Origin of the sequence: Streptomyces sp. NPDC006283 (assembly GCF_040613325.1) — a bacterium.
Classification (GTDB): Bacteria; Actinomycetota; Actinomycetes; order Streptomycetales; family Streptomycetaceae; genus Streptomyces.
This window is the reverse complement of sequence record NZ_JBEXRZ010000085.1, coordinates 1-16371: the sequence shown is the minus strand read 5'-3', so window position 1 is coordinate 16371 and position 16371 is coordinate 1. Positions and strand designations below refer to the sequence as shown.

Here is a 16371-nt window from a genome sequence, read left to right as displayed (position 1 = left end):
CGATCAGGGGCATCGAAACGACGCGCCACCGGTGACGGGGCCTCGGTGCCGAGCGGTCAGTTCCGCCGCACTCCGCACAGGTGCAGCAGCGCCGCCACCCGTCGGTACGGGTCGGTGCGGCCGGCCTTCTCCTCGAGCGCGAGCACGCGCTCCAGCTCCTGCGCGGCCGGAAGTTCGACCTCGTTGCCCACGTTGTCGGTGAAGATCCGCACTCCGTACCAGGCGTGCAGCGGCGCGGCGATCCCGGAAAGCGTCGCCGTCAGCGCCTCCAGCCGGTCGGCCCGTACCTTCAGCCCCAGCCGATTGGTGTAGGTGTCCGTCTCGAAGGCGTCCAGAGCCGTCTGCCAGTCGCCGGCCATACCCGGCCGGACGGCCAGTGCGTCGCCGTTGCGTACGAGCAGCGACAGCAGACCGCCGGGCGCAAGCATCCGGGCCAGGCCCGCGAGCATCGCGTCCGGCTCCTCGACGTACATCAGCACCCCGTGGCACAGCACCACGTCGAAGCTGCCCGGCAGGAAGTGCACGCCGGTGTCCCGGCCGTCGCCCTCGACGAGCCGGACCCGCTCCCGGATACCGGCCGGCTCGCCCGCGAGCGCGTCACGGGCGGCCTTCAGCATCACGGCGTCGGACTCCAGGCCGGTGACCGTGTGACCGGCGCGTGCCAGCCGCAGGGCCTGCGTCCCCTGGCCCATGCCGACATCGAGCACACGCAGCCGCTGACCGACCGGATAGCGCGCGGTGATCTGCTCCTCGAGCTGACGGGCCACGAGCTCCTGGCGGACGGTGTTGCGCAGTCCGCCCGCACCGGCCAGCCAGTTCGCAGACGCCTCGGCCGTGAAACCGGACGGCCGCGAGGAATCGGTGCTCAGGGCCGCTCTCCGCGCTTGACCTGCGGCTTGGGCAGGCGCAGCCGACGCATCTGCAGCGTACGCATCAGGCCGTAGGCGACGGCGCCGCGCTTCGGCTCGTTCGGGAAGCGCTCCTTGAGCTGCTTCTTGAGCCGCATCGCCAGACCGATCGAGTCGATGACGATCAGCACGATGACGCCCAGCCAGAGCAGCAGCGCCACGTTCTGCAGCTGTGCGACCCGGACCATGCTCAGCACCAGGATCACCACCGCGAGCGGCAGGAAGAACTCGGCGATGCAGAAGCGGGAGTCGACGAAGTCGCGCACGAAGCGCCGCACGGGACCCTTGTCACGGGCCGGCAGGTAACGCTCGTCGCCGCTGGCGAGGGCCTCGCGCTGCTTGGCCAGGTCCGCACGGCGTGCCTCGCGCTGGCGCTTCATCGCCTCCTTGCGGTCCAGCGGCGCACCGCTGGAGGCACGGCGGCGCTGGCCCTGTGCCTCACTGCGCTTCGGCGTCGGGCGGCCCTTGGGGGCCTCGGGGTCGCGGGGCTGCTTGGAGAGGTCCGCCGTCACCTTGCCGGTGGGGGCCTTCTCTTCCTTGGAACGGCTACGGAACACAAAACCCAAGGGTACGGGGTGCCGGGCATGGACCCCACCCCGGTGGGGAACGATCCCGCAACGGCGTGCGTCCGTATCGGACAGAACGGGACGCCGTGCACAGGTCCCCTGACTCCCACCTACTCCTTGCGCCGGATCGGGGCCGTGGGCAGTCGTCCTTGGGGATGAGCGCATCCGCGTCCGAACAGTGCGGTAATGGATGCAGGGCCCGTACGCTGGGTTCTGTTGGAGTGCTGAAGCCGTAGTCCGTCAGAAGGGGGCGCGCGAAGCCCATGAGCGGTGTCATGAAGCGTATGGGGATGATCTTCCGCGCGAAGGCGAACAAGGCCCTCGACCGGGCCGAGGATCCGCGCGAGACCCTCGATTACTCCTACCAGAAGCAGCTGGAGCTGCTGCAGAAGGTGCGCCGCGGAGTCGCCGACGTGGCGACCTCCCGCAAGCGCCTCGAGCTGCAGCTGAACCAGCTCCAGGGACAGTCCTCCAAGCTCGAGGACCAGGGCCGCAAGGCGCTGGCGCTCGGCCGCGAGGACCTGGCGCGCGAGGCGCTCTCCCGCCGCGCCGCGCTCCAGCAGCAGGTCACCGACCTCGAGACCCAGCACCAGACGCTGCAGGGCGAGGAGGAGAAGCTGACCCTCGCCGCGCAGCGGCTGCAGGCCAAGGTCGACGCCTTCCGTACGAAGAAGGAGACCATCAAGGCCACCTACACCGCGGCCCAGGCGCAGACCAGGATCGCGGAGTCGTTCTCCGGCATCTCGGAGGAGATGAGCGACGTCGGCGTCGCGATCCAGCGGGCCGAGGACAAGACCGCCCAGCTTCAGGCGCGGGCCGGCGCGATCGACGAGCTGCTCGCCTCCGGCGCCCTCGACGACCAGTCGGGACTGGCGAAGGACGACATCCAGGCCGAGCTGGACCGGCTCTCCGGCGGTACGGACGTCGAGCTGGAGCTTCAGCGCATGAAGGCGGAACTGGCCGGCGGACCGGCGGCTTCGAAGCAGGCCATCGAAGGCGGCGCCGGAGGTGCCCAGGACGCCGCGCAGCAGCAGAGCACCCCGCACAAGTTCGACAAGCAGTAAGGACTCGTCATGATCGTACGGATCATGGGGGAGGGCCAGCTGGAGGTGGCCGAGAGCCACCTCCCCGAGCTGAACAAGCTCGACGACGAACTGCTCGCGGAGATGGAGCGCGGTGACGGGCCCGGCTTCCGCCGGACCCTGCAGGCGCTGCTCGAGAAGGTCCGCGCTCTCGGTGAGCCGCTGCCCGACGCTTCCCTGGAACCGTCCGAACTGATCCTTCCGGCCGCAGAGGCGACGCTCGAGGAGGTCCGGGAACTCCTCGGCGAGGACGGCCTGATCCCGGCGCCGGACGCCCCCACGGCCTGACGCGCCCGGCACTCCGACACCGCACGAGGGGCGAGCCCCGGACCCCGTACGGCGCTTCGCGCCGCGCGGCAGTCCCGTGGGCCCCCACGCCGCCTGGCGTAGGGCGGAGCCTCTGCTTCCGGAGAGCGGTCGTGCGGGGGCGGCCCGGCGCAGCCGCCACCGCTCACGCCGTAACGTTGCCCGACGTGACCTCACTCGCCGCCCGCTACGACCGCACCCGCCGCTGGCTGCGCGAGCACCCCCTCGCGTTCGACGGCGCCCTGGCCGTCGCCGCGCTGATCTGCATGGTCGCTGGCTCCTTCGCCGAACCCAACGGCCCGCACGGCCCCACCTTCGGCACCCGCAGCCCCGACCTGCGCAGCATCGTCCTGATAGTGGTGGCCGCCGCCGCGCTCGTCTTCCGCCGCCGCGCTCCGATGGCCGTGCTCTCGGTCACCGGCGCGCTGTCCGTCGTCGAACTCGTCGCGGGCGACCCGGCCGCACCCGTCGCGATGAGCGCCGTCATCGCCCTGTTCACCGTCGCCGCCCGGACCGACCGGCCCACCACCTGGCGGGTGGGCCTGTTGACGATGGCCGTGCTGACCGGCTCCGCGATGTTCTTCGGGTCGAGCCCCTGGTACACGCAGGAGAACCTGGGCATCTTCGCCTGGACCGGTATGGCCGCCGCGGCGGGCGACGCCGTGCGCAGCCGGCGGGCCTTCGTCGACGCCATCAGGGAGCGGGCCGAGCGCGCCGAGCGCACCCGTGAGGAGGAGGCGGGGCGGCGGGTCGCGGAGGAGCGGCTGCGGATCGCCCGCGATCTGCACGACGTGGTGGCGCACCACATCGCGCTCGTCAACGTCCAGGCCGGTGTCGCCGCGCATGTCATGGACAAGCGGCCCGACCAGGCCAAGGAGGCCCTCGCCCACGTGCGGGAGGCCAGCCGCTCCGCGCTGAACGAGCTGCGCGCCACGGTCGGGCTGCTGCGCCAGTCGGGAGACCCGGAGGCGCCCACCGAACCGGCTCCCGGTCTCGCCGTCCTCGACGAACTTATCGCCACCTTCCGGCACGCGGGCCTCCCCGTCGATCTCGCCCGGGCCGACGACTCCGCGATGCCGTCCGCGGCCGTCGACCTCGCCGCGTACCGGATCATCCAGGAGGCGCTGACCAATGTGCAGAAGCACGCAGGCCCGGACGCCAAGGCCGAGGTGAGCGTGGTGCGGGTGGGCTCCAGGCTGGAGGTCACCGTCATCGACAACGGTCCCGCCGCGGACAACGCTGCGGTCGACGCCGTGCCCTCGGACGGCGGCGGCCACGGCCTGATCGGCATGCGCGAACGCGTGACCGCGCTCGGCGGCACCCTCACCGCGGGCCCCCGCTACGGAGGGGGCTTCCGGGTGCAGGCGATACTGCCGCTGGAGGCGCGGGGTGCCCGCGCGGGAGAGGACACATGACGATCAGGGTGCTGCTCGCCGACGACCAGACGCTGCTGCGCAGCGCCTTCCGGGTCCTGGTGGACTCCGAGCCGGACATGGAGGTGGTCGGGGAGGCGGCGGACGGCGCCCAGGCCGTGGCGCTCACCCGCTCCGAGCGGGCCGATGTGGTGCTGATGGACATCCGGATGCCCGGCACCGACGGCCTCGCCGCCACCCGGATGATCAGCGCGGACCCCGAGCTGTCACACGTACGGGTTGTCATGCTGACCACCTTCGAGGTGGACGAGTACGTCGTGCAGTCGCTGCGGGCCGGCGCCTCCGGCTTCCTCGGCAAGGGCGCCGAGCCGGACGAGCTGCTCAGCGCCATCCGTATCGCCGCCGCGGGCGAGGCGCTGCTGTCACCGGCGGCGACCAAGGGACTGATCGCCACGTTCCTCGCGCAGGGCGGGAGCGCGCAGGACGGCCGCGAGTCGAAGCAGTACTCCGAGCGGCTGTCGGCGCTGACCGTGCGCGAGCGGGAGGTGCTGGTCCTGGTGGCCGGCGGGCACTCCAACGACGAGATCGCGGAACGGCTCGAGGTCAGCCCGCTCACGGTCAAGACCCATGTGAACCGTGCGATGGCCAAGCTCGGCGCCCGTGACCGCGCTCAGCTGGTCGTCACCGCGTACGAGTCGGGGCTGGTACGTCCAAGGGTGGACTGAGCCCGGGAGAGCAGTACTCCAGCTGCGGTATGTGCGACATAAGGAACGGGACCTGCGGTCTACGGATCGCCCTCTCCCCGTGGCCGAAGGTGTAGGGGTGGGCACCTGACTCTGCCCGTCCCCGTGCACGCCACAGAAGAGAGACCCCATGTCCTGGCTGTCGAAGTTCAGCCTGTCGCAACGGGCCCTGATAGGGCTGATGTCCATCGTGGCGATCGTGTTCGGCGCGATCGCCGTCCCGCAGCTCAAGCAGCAGCTGCTGCCGTCCATCGAGCTCCCGATGGTGTCGGTGCTCGCCCCGTACCAGGGCGCGTCCCCCGATGTGGTCGAGAAGCAGGTCGTCGAACCGCTCGAGTCGAGCATCAAGGCCGTCGACGGCATCAAGGGCATCACCTCCACGGCGAGTGAGGGCAACGCCGTGATCATGGCCAGCTTCGACTACGGGGACGGCAGCAAGCAGCTCGTCGCCGATGTCCAGCAGGCCGTGAACCGGGCCCGGACCCAGCTGCCCGACGACGTGGACCCGCAGGTCGTGGCCGGTTCGACGGACGACATCCCGACCGTCGTACTCGCCGTCACCTCGGACAAGGACCAGCAGGCCCTCGCCGACCAGCTCGAGCGGACCGTCGTCCCAGCGATCGAGGACATCGACGGCGTCGGCCAGGTCACGATCGACGGCGTCCAGGACCTCCAGGTCTCCGTCACCCCCGACGACAAGAAGCTCGCGGGCGCCGGCCTGAACACCGCGGCCCTCGCCGAAGCGCTGAAGTCCGGCGGCGCGACCATGCCGGCCGGTTCCTTCTCGGAGGACGGCAAGAGCCGCACGGTGCAGGTCGGCGGCGGCTTCACCACCCTGCGGCAGATCGAGGACCTGCGGATCGTCGCGCAGCCGGGTGCCGGCAAGGCCAAGGCCGCGAAGCCCGTCCGCCTCGGTGACGTCGCGACCGTCGAGCAGACCGAGTCGGCCCGTGTCTCCCTGACCCGTACCAACGGCGAGCCCAGCCTCGCCGTCTTCGCCACCATGGACAACGACGGCAGCGCCGTCGCCATCTCGGAGGCGGTACAGGACAAGCTGCCCGGCCTGCGCGCGGACCTCGGTGAGGGCGCGGAGCTCACGGTCGTCTCCGACCAGGGCCCGGCCGTCTCCAAGTCGATCTCCGGGCTGACCACCGAGGGCGCGCTCGGCCTGCTCTTCGCGGTCATCGTGATCCTGGTCTTCCTGGCGTCGCTGCGCTCGACGCTGGTCACGGCGGTGTCCATCCCGCTGTCGGTCGTCCTCGCGCTGATCGTGCTGTGGACCCGCGACCTCTCGCTCAACATGCTCACGCTCGGCGCGCTCACCATCGCCATCGGCCGTGTCGTCGACGACTCGATCGTGGTCCTGGAGAACATCAAGCGTCACCTCGGCTACGGCGAGGAGCGCCAGAGCGCGATCATCACGGCCGTGAAGGAAGTGGCCGGCGCGGTCACCTCCTCCACGCTCACCACCGTCGCGGTGTTCCTGCCGATCGGCATGGTCGGCGGCATGGTCGGCGAGCTGTTCGGCTCGTTCTCCCTGACCGTCACGGCCGCTCTGCTGGCGTCGCTCCTCGTCTCGCTGACCGTGGTCCCCGTCCTGTCCTACTGGTTCCTGCGCGCGCCGAAGGCCGTGCGCGGCATGGACCCGGAGGAGGCTCGGCGCAAGGCGGAGGAGAAGGAGACGAAGAGCCCGCTGCAGCGGGCGTACGTCCCCGTCCTGCGTTTCGCTACCCGCCGCCGTCTGACGAGTGTCGTCCTCGCGCTGGTCGTGCTCTTCGGCACCTTCGGCATGGCCGGGATGCTCAAGACCAACTTCTTCGACCAGGGCGAGCAGGAGGTCATGTCCATCAAGCAGGAGCTGGCCCCCGGGACCAGCCTGCAGGCGGCGGACGCCTCCGCGAAGAAGGTCGAAAAGGTCCTCGACGGCATGGACGAGATCAAGGACTACCAGGTCACCGTCGGCTCCTCCGGCTTCATGGCGGCCTTCGGCGGCGGCACCGGCGCGAACCAGGCGTCGTACCAGCTGACCCTGAAGGACTCGGGCTCGTACGAGAAGGTCCGGAGCCGTATCGACGAGGAGCTCGGCAAGCTCGACGGCATCGGCGACACGACGATCGCCGCCGGCGACGGCTTCGGCAGCCAGGATCTGAGCGTCGTGGTGAAGGCGTCCGACCCCGGCACCCTGAAGAAGGCGTCGGAGGCGGTCCGCGCCGAGGTCGCGAAGCTCGACGACGTCACCGACGTCCAGAGCGACCTGGCGCAGAGCATTCCGCGTATCTCGGTCAAGGCCACCCCGAAGGCGGCGGACGCCGGCTTCACCGACGCCACGCTGGGCATGGCCGTCGGCCAGGCCGTGCGCGGTACGCCCTCCGGCAAGGCGATCCTCGACGACACCGAGCGGGACATCGTCATCACCTCGGCCAAGCCCGCCAGGACGATGGACGAGCTGCGCGCCCTGCCGCTCGGCCCGGTCAAGCTCGGCGACATCGCCGAGGTGAAGCTGGTGCCGGGTCCGGTCTCGATGACTCGTATCGACGGCTCGCGGGCCGCGACGATCACGGCGAAGCCGACCGGCGACAACACGGGCGCGGTGAGCACCGCGCTCCAGTCGAAGATCAACGCGCTGGAGCTGCCCGAGGGCGCGACCGCGTCCATCGGCGGTGTCTCGGAGGACCAGTCCGAGGCGTTCCTCAACCTGGCGCTGGCGATGCTCGCCGCGATCGCGATCGTCTTCATGCTGCTCGTCGCGACGTTCCGCTCGCTGATCCAGCCGCTGATCCTGCTGGTCTCCATCCCGTTCGCCGCGACCGGTGCGATCGGTCTGCTGGTCGCGACGGGGACGCCGCTCGGCGTCCCGGCGATGATCGGCATGCTGATGCTCATCGGCATCGTGGTCACCAACGCGATCGTGCTGATCGACCTGATCAACCAGTACCGGGCCCAGGGCCTCGGTGTGGTGGAGGCGGTCGTCGAGGGCGGCAGGCACCGTCTGCGCCCGATCCTGATGACGGCCCTGGCGACGATCTTCGCGCTTCTGCCGATGGCGCTGGGCGTCACGGGCGAGGGCGGCTTCATAGCCAAGCCCCTGGCGGTGGTGGTCATCGGCGGTCTGATCACGTCGACGCTGCTGACGCTGCTGTTGGTGCCGACGCTGTACGCGATGGTGGAGCTCCGCAAGGAGCGCAGGCGCGCGAAGCGCGAGGCCAAGCGGGCGGGCGCGGCCTCGGCGACACAGTCGCCCGAGGCGCAGCCGGAGCCGGCGAACGCGTAGCGGTTCCTCCTGACAATCAGCCCGTCCGGGCGTTCGGGGCAGCGCCCCGAGGACAACGGCTGGTTAGGGCAGCGCCAGCATCCGGGTCAGTGCCAGCTTCGCGAAGCTCTCCGTCTCCGTGTCGACCTGGATGCGGTTGACGAGGTTCCCCTCGGCCAGGGACTCCAGCGTCCACACCAGGTGAGGCAGGTCGATGCGGTTCATCGTCGAGCAGAAGCAGACCGTCTTGTCGAGGAAGACGATCTCCTTGCCCTCGTCCGCGAAACGATTCGCCAGGCGCCGGACCAGGTTGAGTTCCGTGCCGATCGCCCACTTCGAGCCGGCCGGGGCCGCCTCCAGCGTCTTGATGATGTACTCGGTCGAGCCCACGTAGTCCGCGGCGGCGACGACTTCGTGCTTGCACTCCGGGTGCACCAGCACGTTCACGCCCGGGATGCGCTCGCGCACGTCGTTGACCGAGTCCAGCGAGAACCGGCCGTGCACGGAGCAGTGACCCCGCCACAGGATCATCTTGGCCGCGCGCAGCTCCTCGACCGTCAGGCCGCCGTTCGGCTTGTGGGGGTTGTAGAGGACGCAGTCCTCGAGGGACATCCCCATGTCGCGGACGGCGGTGTTGCGGCCCAGGTGCTGGTCCGGCAGGAAGAGGACCTTGTCACCCTGCTCGAAAGCCCAGTCCAGCGCGCGCTTCGCGTTCGACGACGTACAGATCGTGCCGCCGTGCTTGCCGGTGAAGGCCTTGATGTCGGCGGAGGAGTTCATGTACGAGACGGGCACGACCTGCTCGGCGATGCCGGCCTCCGTGAGCACGTCCCAGCACTCCGCGACCTGCTCGGCCGTGGCCATGTCGGCCATCGAGCAGCCGGCCGCCAGGTCCGGCAGGACGACCTTCTGGTCGTCGGACGTCAGGATGTCCGCCGATTCGGCCATGAAGTGCACACCGCAGAAGACGATGTACTCGGCCTCCGGCCGGGCGGCGGCGTCCTTCGCCAGCTTGAACGAGTCGCCGGTGACGTCGGCGAACTGGATGACCTCGTCACGCTGGTAGTGGTGGCCGAGGACGAAGACCTTCTCGCCGAGCTTCTCCTTCGCCGCGCGGGCACGCTCCACAAGGTCCGGGTCGGACGGCGACGGCAGGTCGCCGGGGCACTCCACGCCGCGCTCGCTCCGCGGGTCGGCCTCGCGGCCGAGGAGCAGCAGGGCGAGCGGCGTCGGCGATACGTCGAGCTCGGGGCTGGTCTGGGCGGTGGTCACGTCACGCACCCTTTCTTCGTCTGGCAGAGACCTTCTCGTCTATTTGACGCTATCTATCATAACTGCTTCACGTCAGTTTGACGACGGCCATAGTGTCCATGTGACGCACCCCCCGTCGACAGGCCGGTGCCTCACGGCGGCCCGGTGTGCGAGCATGAAGAGGAAAGACGAGCCGGTCCGGAATGAATCCGCGGCCACGCCGGTTGCACCGTCGGCAAGCAGTCCGCACAACCCGGGAGAGAAGCAGATGTCCGTATCGGACGAGACCACCACCGTGAGCGACGGCATCCTCCTGTCCGACGCCGCCGCGGCCAAGGTCAAGGCCCTGCTGGACCAGGAAGGCCGGGACGACCTGGCCCTGCGCGTCGCGGTTCAGCCCGGTGGCTGCTCCGGCCTGCGTTACCAGCTGTTCTTCGACGAGCGCTCGCTCGACGGCGACGTCGTGAAGGACTTCGACGGCGTCAAGGTCGTCACCGACCGCATGAGCGCCCCGTACCTGGGCGGCGCCTCCATCGACTTCGTCGACACCATCGAGAAGCAGGGCTTCACCATCGACAACCCGAACGCCACGGGCTCCTGCGCCTGCGGCGACTCCTTCAGCTAGGAGTCCGGCTGCTTCACGCCGAAGGCGGCGGTCCCCGTCCGGGACCGCCGCCTTCGGCGTGAACAGGTTCGCGCTCTATCCCTTGCGCGGCAGCGCCTTGCCGGTGCCGGCGTCGACGACCTTGCGGTCGTCCAGCGGCTTGTCCAGCGTCACGGACTCCGTCAGTTCCTTGGCCAGCATGATGCAGACCCGCTTCGGGTCCGGATTGCTCTCGACGATCCGCACCTTCACCGTGTCGCCGGTCTCGGTCGCCTTCGCCTCGTAGGAACTGCACACTCCGCCCCAGAACGTGATCTTCAGCGTCCGGCCGTCCACGCTGTACGAGATCTGGGCCGGCCCCGACTGCCCGTCGGCCGGGTCGGCCGGGTCGGTCGGGGTGACGTCCTTCATCGGCGGCTCCGCGCTCTTGATGAACCGCTCCTCCACGGCCGGATGCGTCACGGTGAACGGCTGGTTCCCGTCCTTCGCCGCCACCTCGAAGAGCCACGACGGCACCAGCGCCTGTCGCCCGTCCACGTAGTGCGCGGCGAGTCCGAAGACGGCCTTGCCGATCGTCAGGCGCTCCGGCTCCGCCGGGGAGCCGCCCGGCTCGCAGGGCGCGTCCGGCTCGGGCTCGCCGTTACGCTTGATCTCACCGTCCGGCTGGTCGCCGTGCGGGACGGGAGTGGCGCACCCGCCGATGCTGACCCGGCCGGTGCCCTTGCCCGCCTCGTTCAGCTGCCGCACCGCCTCGTCGGCGGAGATCACGGGGTAGGTGTCGCCCTTCACGGGCTTCTTCAGCTGACCGCTGCCGCCGACGACGGTCCCGTCGGCGCCGACCTGGACGCCGGTCGTCCAGCCGTACGTCGGCAGGCCGCTGACGACGGGGTTCGCGTTCACCACGCGTACCGCGCCCATCAGCTGTCCGGCACTCAGCTTCGCGTCGCCCTGGCCCACCGCCTCGAGCACAGGGGCGGCGGCCTTCCTGGCCTCGGCCTCGCCGACGGGCTCACCGGACCGGCCCGCACCGCCCGACGGGCAGGCCTTGCCCTTGAGACAGTTGTCGCCGCCGGGCGCCGGCCCGAACCGCGCGAATGTCCAGGTGCCCGGAGCGTCCTTGTTGACCTGCAGCATCGGCCCCTGGCCGTCCTTGGGCGGCCCGATCTTCCAGGCAGCCCCCTCGAGCTGGGGCGTGCCCGGCACGCCGAGCGCCTTCGCCAGACGCGTCACCTCGTCCTGGGTGACCGCCCCCGCCGACCGGTGCACGGCCGCACGGCCGGGCCCCTCCGGCAGGTCGCCCTCGGCGCGGTAGACGACGCCGCCACCGGTCGGGTCGGGTTCTCCCGGAGCGATACCCCGCTCGGTCCCGGGTCCGCCGAGATCCAGGGCGAGCAGAGGCGGCTGCTTTCCGTCGGACGCACCGTTTCCGGCGCCACCGGCGCCGGTTCCCCCGAAGCCCGACGTCGCGAAGTAGGCACCGCCACCACCGGCCACCAGCACCGCGGCCGCCACCGAGGCGACGACAAGCGGGGAACGCCGACGGCGGGGACTGTCATGCGTGTTCTCGGTGCTGCTCACCGCATCGCTCCTTGTCTCGTGCCTCCTGCTGAGGAGGACACGGGTGGGACGGAGCGGGGGAGCGCGTGGTTCCCTTCGCCTCTTCCCCGGCGGCAGGGGCCGGTCAGTCCACGGCTCAGTCGCCGTAGTCGGACATCGCGTCCACCAGCCGCGCGGAGGCGGGAGGCACCACGACGCCGTGGATGAGGGACGGGTGCACGGGCGCGGGCGCCGCTGCCGCCGGTACGACCCAGTGTGGAGCCATGCGGGCGCAGTCGCCGCGAAGCAGGGCCAGACTCATCTCGGATTCCCGCGGATCCGGCTGCTTGCGCGGCTCGTACGCGGCGATGTGCTTCGTCATAGGCGCACCGTATGCACCTGGGAGTCCAGGAAAAAAGCCCTACTATCGGGTAGTTTCCCCGGGTGGGCAGGGGGCGGGACCCGGTAGCGTGGAGTGACACTGCCACCCCGCCTCAGGAGCGCCTCACCGTGCGTATCGCAGTCACCGGCTCCATCGCCACCGACCACCTCATGACGTTCCCCGGCCGATTCGCCGACCAGTTGGTCGCGGACCAGTTGCACACGGTCTCCCTCTCCTTCCTGGTCGACACGCTCGATGTGCGCAGGGGCGGGGTCGGGGCGAACATCTGCTTCGGCATGGGTCAGCTGGGCACCGGTCCGATCCTCGTCGGCGCGGCGGGCTCGGACTTCGACGAGTACCGTGCCTGGCTCGACCGTCACGGCGTGGACACGGCCTCCGTCCGTATCTCCGAGGTCCTGCACACCGCCCGTTTCGTGTGCACGACGGACGCCGACCACAACCAGATCGGTTCCTTCTACACCGGCGCGATGAGCGAGGCCCGCCAGATCGAGCTGAAGGCGGTCGCGGACCGTGTCGGCGGCCTCGACCTCGTCCTGATCGGCGCGGACGACCCCGAGGCGATGCTCCGCCACACCGAGGAGTGCCGCTCGCGGGGCATCGCGTTCGCCGCGGACTTCTCGCAGCAGATCGCCCGGATGAGCGGCGACGAGATCCGGATACTGCTGGACGGCGCGGCGTACCTCTTCTCCAACGAGTACGAGAAGGGCCTCATCGAGTCGAAGACCGGCTGGACCGACGAGGAGATCCTCGGCAAGGTCGGCCACCGCGTCACCACGCTCGGCTCGCGCGGCGTCCGCATCGAGGCCGAGGGAGCGGACCCGATCGAGGTCGGCTGCCCGGAGGAGGACTCCAAGGTCGACCCGACCGGCGTCGGCGACGCGTTCCGCGCGGGCTTCCTCTCCGGCCTCTCGTGGGGCGTGGGCCTGGAGCGGGCGGCGCAGGTGGGCTGCATGCTGGCGACGCTGGTGATCGAGACGCTGGGCACCCAGGAGTACACGCTGCGTCGTGCGCACTTCATGGACCGCTTCACCAAGGCTTACGGCCACGACGCGGCGGCGGAGGTCCGCGACCACCTGTCCTGAGGGGGCCGCGCCGGCGAAATGAGCCTCGCCGGGGGTACCCCTGCGCCTCGCGGCGTGGAGGTACCCCCGTCCATGGCCGCCGGACCGTGGGGGAGTTCAAGCTTGGGGCCGGGGCGGAGGTCCGACGGAGGGGGCACGTGCAAGCCCGCGCCCGGGGCCCCGCCGCCGGGCCCCGGCTCCCCCCGCAAGGCGTCACCGCACTCGACGGACCACGTACGCCACTCCCCGTTCCGCCGCCCGTTCCCCCACGTACTCCTGCCCTCTCATCCCGCACCACGCCGGAATGTCCAGCCGTGCCGCCTCGTCGTCGGAGAGCACGGTCACCGTGCCGCCGACCGGGACGTCGTCGATGACCTTGGCCAGCTCGATCACCGGAATCGGGCACCGACGGCCGAGCGCGTCGACCACGAGGGACTCGGCGGAGGACGAAGACGCCGACGTCCCCGAAGGCGCAGCCGGCGCGCCGAGCCGCTCCCGTACCTGCCGGACCACCCCCGGCAGCAGGTCCAGGAAGCCGTCCACGTCCGCCTCCGCCGTGCCGAGCGGCAGCGACACCCGCACGTTTCCCTCCGACAGCACGCCCATCGCCCGCAGCACATGGCTCGGGATCAGCGTGCTGCTCGTGCACGACGACCCGGAGGACACGGAGAAGCCGGCCCGGTCCAGCTCGTGCAGGAGGGTCTCTCCGTCGACGTAGAGACACGAGAACGTCACCACGTTCGGCAGCCGCCGTACCGGATCGCCCACCACCTCCACATCGGGCACCAGTTCCGGCACGCGCCCGCGGATCCGGTCCACCAGCGCCCGGAGCCGTGCCGCCTCGTCCGCCGCCTCGGCGCGTACGGCTCGAAGGGAGGCCGCCGCCGCCACGATCGCCGGAAGGTTCTGGAAGCCGGCCGATCGCCCGGACTCCCGCTCGTCGGCGGGGCCTTGCGGTGCGAAACGGACGCCCTTGCGTACGGCGAGCAGCCCGACGCCCGCCGGCCCGCCCCACTTGTGCGCGCTCGCCGTGAGCAGCGACCACCCGTCCACGGGCCCCCACGCCAGGGACTGGGCCGCGTCGACGAGGAGCGGTACGTCCACGGCCCGGCATGCGTCCGCCACCTCCCGCACCGGTTGCTCGGTGCCGACCTCGTGGTTGGCGGACTGCAGACAGGCCAGCGCGGTGGTCGCGTCCAATTCGGCCGCGTAGGCCGCGGGGGCCACCGTCCCGTGCCGGTCCACGGCGACCTCGGTCACCGAACCGCCGGCCGACTCCCAAGAAGCCGCCGCGTGCAGCACGGCCGAGTGTTCGACCGCGGAGACGACAAGCCGGCGGCCGACGCGCCGACGGCCCGCGAGAGCTCCGGAGATGCCCGAGTGAATCGCGTGCGTACCCGAAGGAGTGAAGAAGAGCTCGTCGGGGCGGCACCCGACGGCCTCCGCCGCGGCCTCCCTGGCGGCGTCGAGCAGCAGCCGGGCGCGCCGCCCCTCGCGGTAGAGCCGGGCGGGGTCGGCCCAGCCCTCGTCGAGGGAAGCCTGCAGGGCCTGGCGGGCGACGGGGTGCAGGGGAGCGGAGGAGGCTGCATCGAAATAGGGCACGTCGTCACGCTAACCCCGCGCAGGAGAGGGAGCGTCAGTTGCCTGCCGGAAGCGGGCATTCCGGGGCGCTCCGCACGTCCACCGAAGGGCCCAGCCACCCCTTCGGGGTGTCGGACGGCGCGTTGGGCACCCTCCCCGCGCGACCCCAAATAGCGTCCAGTAGGGTTTGGTCCGCATAAACATCCAAACCCCTGCCCGCGTCAGGGCCGGCGACCGACCAGCGAGACGGCCGCAGCCGGCCGCGCGGGCCGAGACTCTCGGGAAGGCGCTACGTGAGTCCCAACGGCTCCGACCTCCCCCACCGCCCAAAGGGCGGGGGCGGTTCCCCCATGTCGCGGCGCCCGATGCGGCGGAAGCTGCCGCAGGTGCTGACTGCGGGCCTGATCCTGGCTACCGCCTCCGGTTGCTCATACAACTGGGAGGATTTCCCCCGCCTTGGTATGCCCACCCCCGTCACGGAGGAGGCGCCTCGGATCCTCTCCCTCTGGCAGGGCTCGTGGGCGGCTGCGCTCGCCACGGGCGTGCTGGTGTGGGGTCTGATCCTGTGGAGCGTCTTCTTCCACCGGCGCAGCCGCACCAAGGTCGAAATCCCCCCGCAGACCCGGTACAACATGCCCATCGAGGCGCTGTACACCGTGGTCCCGATCATCATCGTCTCGGTGTTCTTCTACTTCACCGCGCGTGATGAGTCGAAGCTCCTCGCTCTCTCCGACAAGCCGGCCCACACGGTCAACGTCGTCGGTTACCAGTGGAGCTGGGGCTTCAACTACCTCGAGGACGTGGACGGGAACCCGGCCACCGGGGACGCGGCCGCGAACAAGGAACTGAACGCGATCCCGGACGCGTACAGCAATGACTTCCCCAAGGGTGCGGAGGGCGTCTACGACGCCGGTATCCCCGGCACCCGGAACCCCCAGACCGGCAACCCGGGCCCGACGCTGTGGCTGCCCAAGGGGGAGAAGGTCCGGTTCATCCTGACCTCGCGTGACGTCATCCACTCCTTCTGGGTGGTCCCCTTCCTGTTCAAGCAGGACGTCATCCCCGGCCACACCAACGTGTTCGAGGTGACTCCGAAGGACGAGGGCACCTTCCTGGGCAAGTGCGCCGAGCTCTGCGGCGTCGACCACTCCCGGATGCTCTTCAATGTCAAGGTCGTCTCCCCGGAGCGCTACCAGCAGCACCTGAAGGAGCTTGCCGAGAAGGGGCAGACCGGCTTCATCCCGTCGGGCATTGAGCAGACGGACCCGGCCAGGAATGCGGAGAAGAACCAACTGTGAGCATCCTCAACGAACCCCAGGGTGCCGCGGCGGCAGATGAAGACTCGTACGAGAACGAGCTGCCGGTCCGGCGCAAGCAGCCCGGCAACGTCGTCGTGAAGTGGCTGACGACCACCGACCACAAGACGATCGGCACGCTCTACCTCGTCACATCGTTCTTCTTCTTCTGCATCGGTGGCCTGATGGCGCTCTTCATGCGCGCCGAACTGGCCCGGCCGGGCACGCAGATCATGTCGAACGAGCAGTTCAACCAGGCGTTCACGATGCACGGCACGATCATGCTGCTGATGTTCGCGACGCCGCTGTTCGCCGGCTTCGCGAACTGGATCATGCCGCTGCAGATCGGCGCGCCGGACGTGGCCTTCCCGCGTCTGAACATGTTCGCGTACTGGCTGTACCTCTTCGGCTC

At 70.4% G+C, this 16371-nt stretch carries 15 protein-coding genes; 9 read left to right on the top strand and 6 right to left on the bottom strand.

Annotation, left to right across the window (positions count from 1 at the left end):
* Nucleotides 1-56: 56 nt before the first annotated feature.
* Both ABZ070_RS19155 and ABZ070_RS19150 read right to left on the bottom strand, forming a co-directional pair.
* Nucleotides 57-812 carry a methyltransferase domain-containing protein gene (locus ABZ070_RS19155; RefSeq protein ID WP_356635330.1) on the bottom strand — a complete coding sequence of 252 codons (756 nt, stop codon included), beginning with the start codon at nucleotides 810-812 and terminating at the stop codon, nucleotides 57-59.
* A gap of 53 nt (nucleotides 813-865) precedes the next feature.
* Entirely contained in the window at nucleotides 866-1465 is a 600-nt protein-coding gene (locus ABZ070_RS19150) for a DUF3043 domain-containing protein (RefSeq protein ID WP_356635303.1), read from the bottom strand.
* Nucleotides 1466-1749: 284 nt separating this feature from the next.
* Here ABZ070_RS19150 and ABZ070_RS19145 point away from each other — a divergent pair, with 284 nt between their 5' ends.
* The 5 genes from ABZ070_RS19145 (at nucleotide 1750) to ABZ070_RS19125 (ending at nucleotide 8249) form a co-directional block, all read left to right on the top strand.
* A complete protein-coding gene (locus ABZ070_RS19145) occupies nucleotides 1750-2538 on the top strand; it encodes a PspA/IM30 family protein (RefSeq protein ID WP_356635301.1) in 789 nt (262 codons plus the stop codon).
* 9 nt (nucleotides 2539-2547) lie between these two features.
* Nucleotides 2548-2844, top strand: a complete 297-nt coding sequence (locus ABZ070_RS19140) for a hypothetical protein (RefSeq protein WP_356635299.1) — start codon at nucleotides 2548-2550, stop codon at nucleotides 2842-2844.
* A 185-nt stretch (nucleotides 2845-3029) separates the two neighbouring features.
* A complete protein-coding gene (locus ABZ070_RS19135; protein ID WP_356635297.1) occupies nucleotides 3030-4277 on the top strand; it encodes a sensor histidine kinase in 1248 nt (415 codons plus the stop codon).
* A complete protein-coding gene (locus tag ABZ070_RS19130) occupies nucleotides 4274-4960 on the top strand; it encodes a response regulator transcription factor (protein WP_356635295.1) in 687 nt (228 codons plus the stop codon). The genes ABZ070_RS19135 and ABZ070_RS19130 overlap by 4 nt, the downstream gene beginning before the upstream one ends.
* Nucleotides 4961-5108: 148 nt before the next feature.
* Nucleotides 5109-8249, top strand: a complete 3141-nt coding sequence (locus ABZ070_RS19125; RefSeq protein ID WP_356635293.1) for an efflux RND transporter permease subunit — start codon at nucleotides 5109-5111, stop codon at nucleotides 8247-8249.
* A gap of 63 nt (nucleotides 8250-8312) precedes the next feature.
* Here ABZ070_RS19125 and nadA read toward each other — a convergent pair whose 3' ends face one another.
* A complete protein-coding gene (nadA, locus tag ABZ070_RS19120; RefSeq protein WP_356635291.1) occupies nucleotides 8313-9500 on the bottom strand; it encodes a quinolinate synthase NadA in 1188 nt (395 codons plus the stop codon).
* Between the two features lie 247 nt (nucleotides 9501-9747).
* Between nadA and ABZ070_RS19115 the strand changes: the two genes are divergently transcribed.
* A complete protein-coding gene (locus tag ABZ070_RS19115; protein WP_005318559.1) occupies nucleotides 9748-10104 on the top strand; it encodes an iron-sulfur cluster assembly accessory protein in 357 nt (118 codons plus the stop codon).
* Nucleotides 10105-10179: 75 nt separating this feature from the next.
* Here the strand turns inward: ABZ070_RS19115 and ABZ070_RS19110 are convergent, their stop codons facing one another.
* Nucleotides 10180-11661: a hypothetical protein gene (locus tag ABZ070_RS19110; RefSeq protein WP_356635289.1), complete on the bottom strand. Its 1482-nt coding sequence runs from the start codon at nucleotides 11659-11661 to the stop codon at nucleotides 10180-10182.
* 115 nt (nucleotides 11662-11776) lie between these two features.
* Nucleotides 11777-12001, bottom strand: a complete 225-nt coding sequence (locus ABZ070_RS19105) for a hypothetical protein (RefSeq protein ID WP_356635287.1) — start codon at nucleotides 11999-12001, stop codon at nucleotides 11777-11779.
* A 128-nt stretch (nucleotides 12002-12129) separates the two neighbouring features.
* On the opposite strand from ABZ070_RS19105, the gene ABZ070_RS19100 reads away from it, so the two are divergent.
* Complete coding sequence (locus ABZ070_RS19100; RefSeq protein ID WP_356635285.1) at nucleotides 12130-13104, top strand: carbohydrate kinase family protein; 975 nt, start codon at nucleotides 12130-12132, stop codon at nucleotides 13102-13104.
* 192 nt (nucleotides 13105-13296) lie between these two features.
* Here ABZ070_RS19100 and ABZ070_RS19095 read toward each other — a convergent pair whose 3' ends face one another.
* On the bottom strand, nucleotides 13297-14685 hold the full coding sequence (locus ABZ070_RS19095; RefSeq protein WP_356635283.1) for an aminotransferase class V-fold PLP-dependent enzyme: 1389 nt from the start codon (nucleotides 14683-14685) through the stop codon (nucleotides 13297-13299).
* A gap of 329 nt (nucleotides 14686-15014) precedes the next feature.
* On the opposite strand from ABZ070_RS19095, the gene coxB reads away from it, so the two are divergent.
* Together coxB and ABZ070_RS19085 are read left to right on the top strand one after the other, a co-directional pair.
* Entirely contained in the window at nucleotides 15015-15962 is a 948-nt protein-coding gene (gene coxB / locus ABZ070_RS19090; RefSeq protein WP_356635281.1) for a cytochrome c oxidase subunit II, read from the top strand.
* A partial coding sequence (locus tag ABZ070_RS19085) for a cbb3-type cytochrome c oxidase subunit I (protein WP_356635279.1) occupies nucleotides 15959-16371 on the top strand: 413 nt, incomplete at its 3' end. The genes coxB and ABZ070_RS19085, both read left to right, overlap by 4 nt.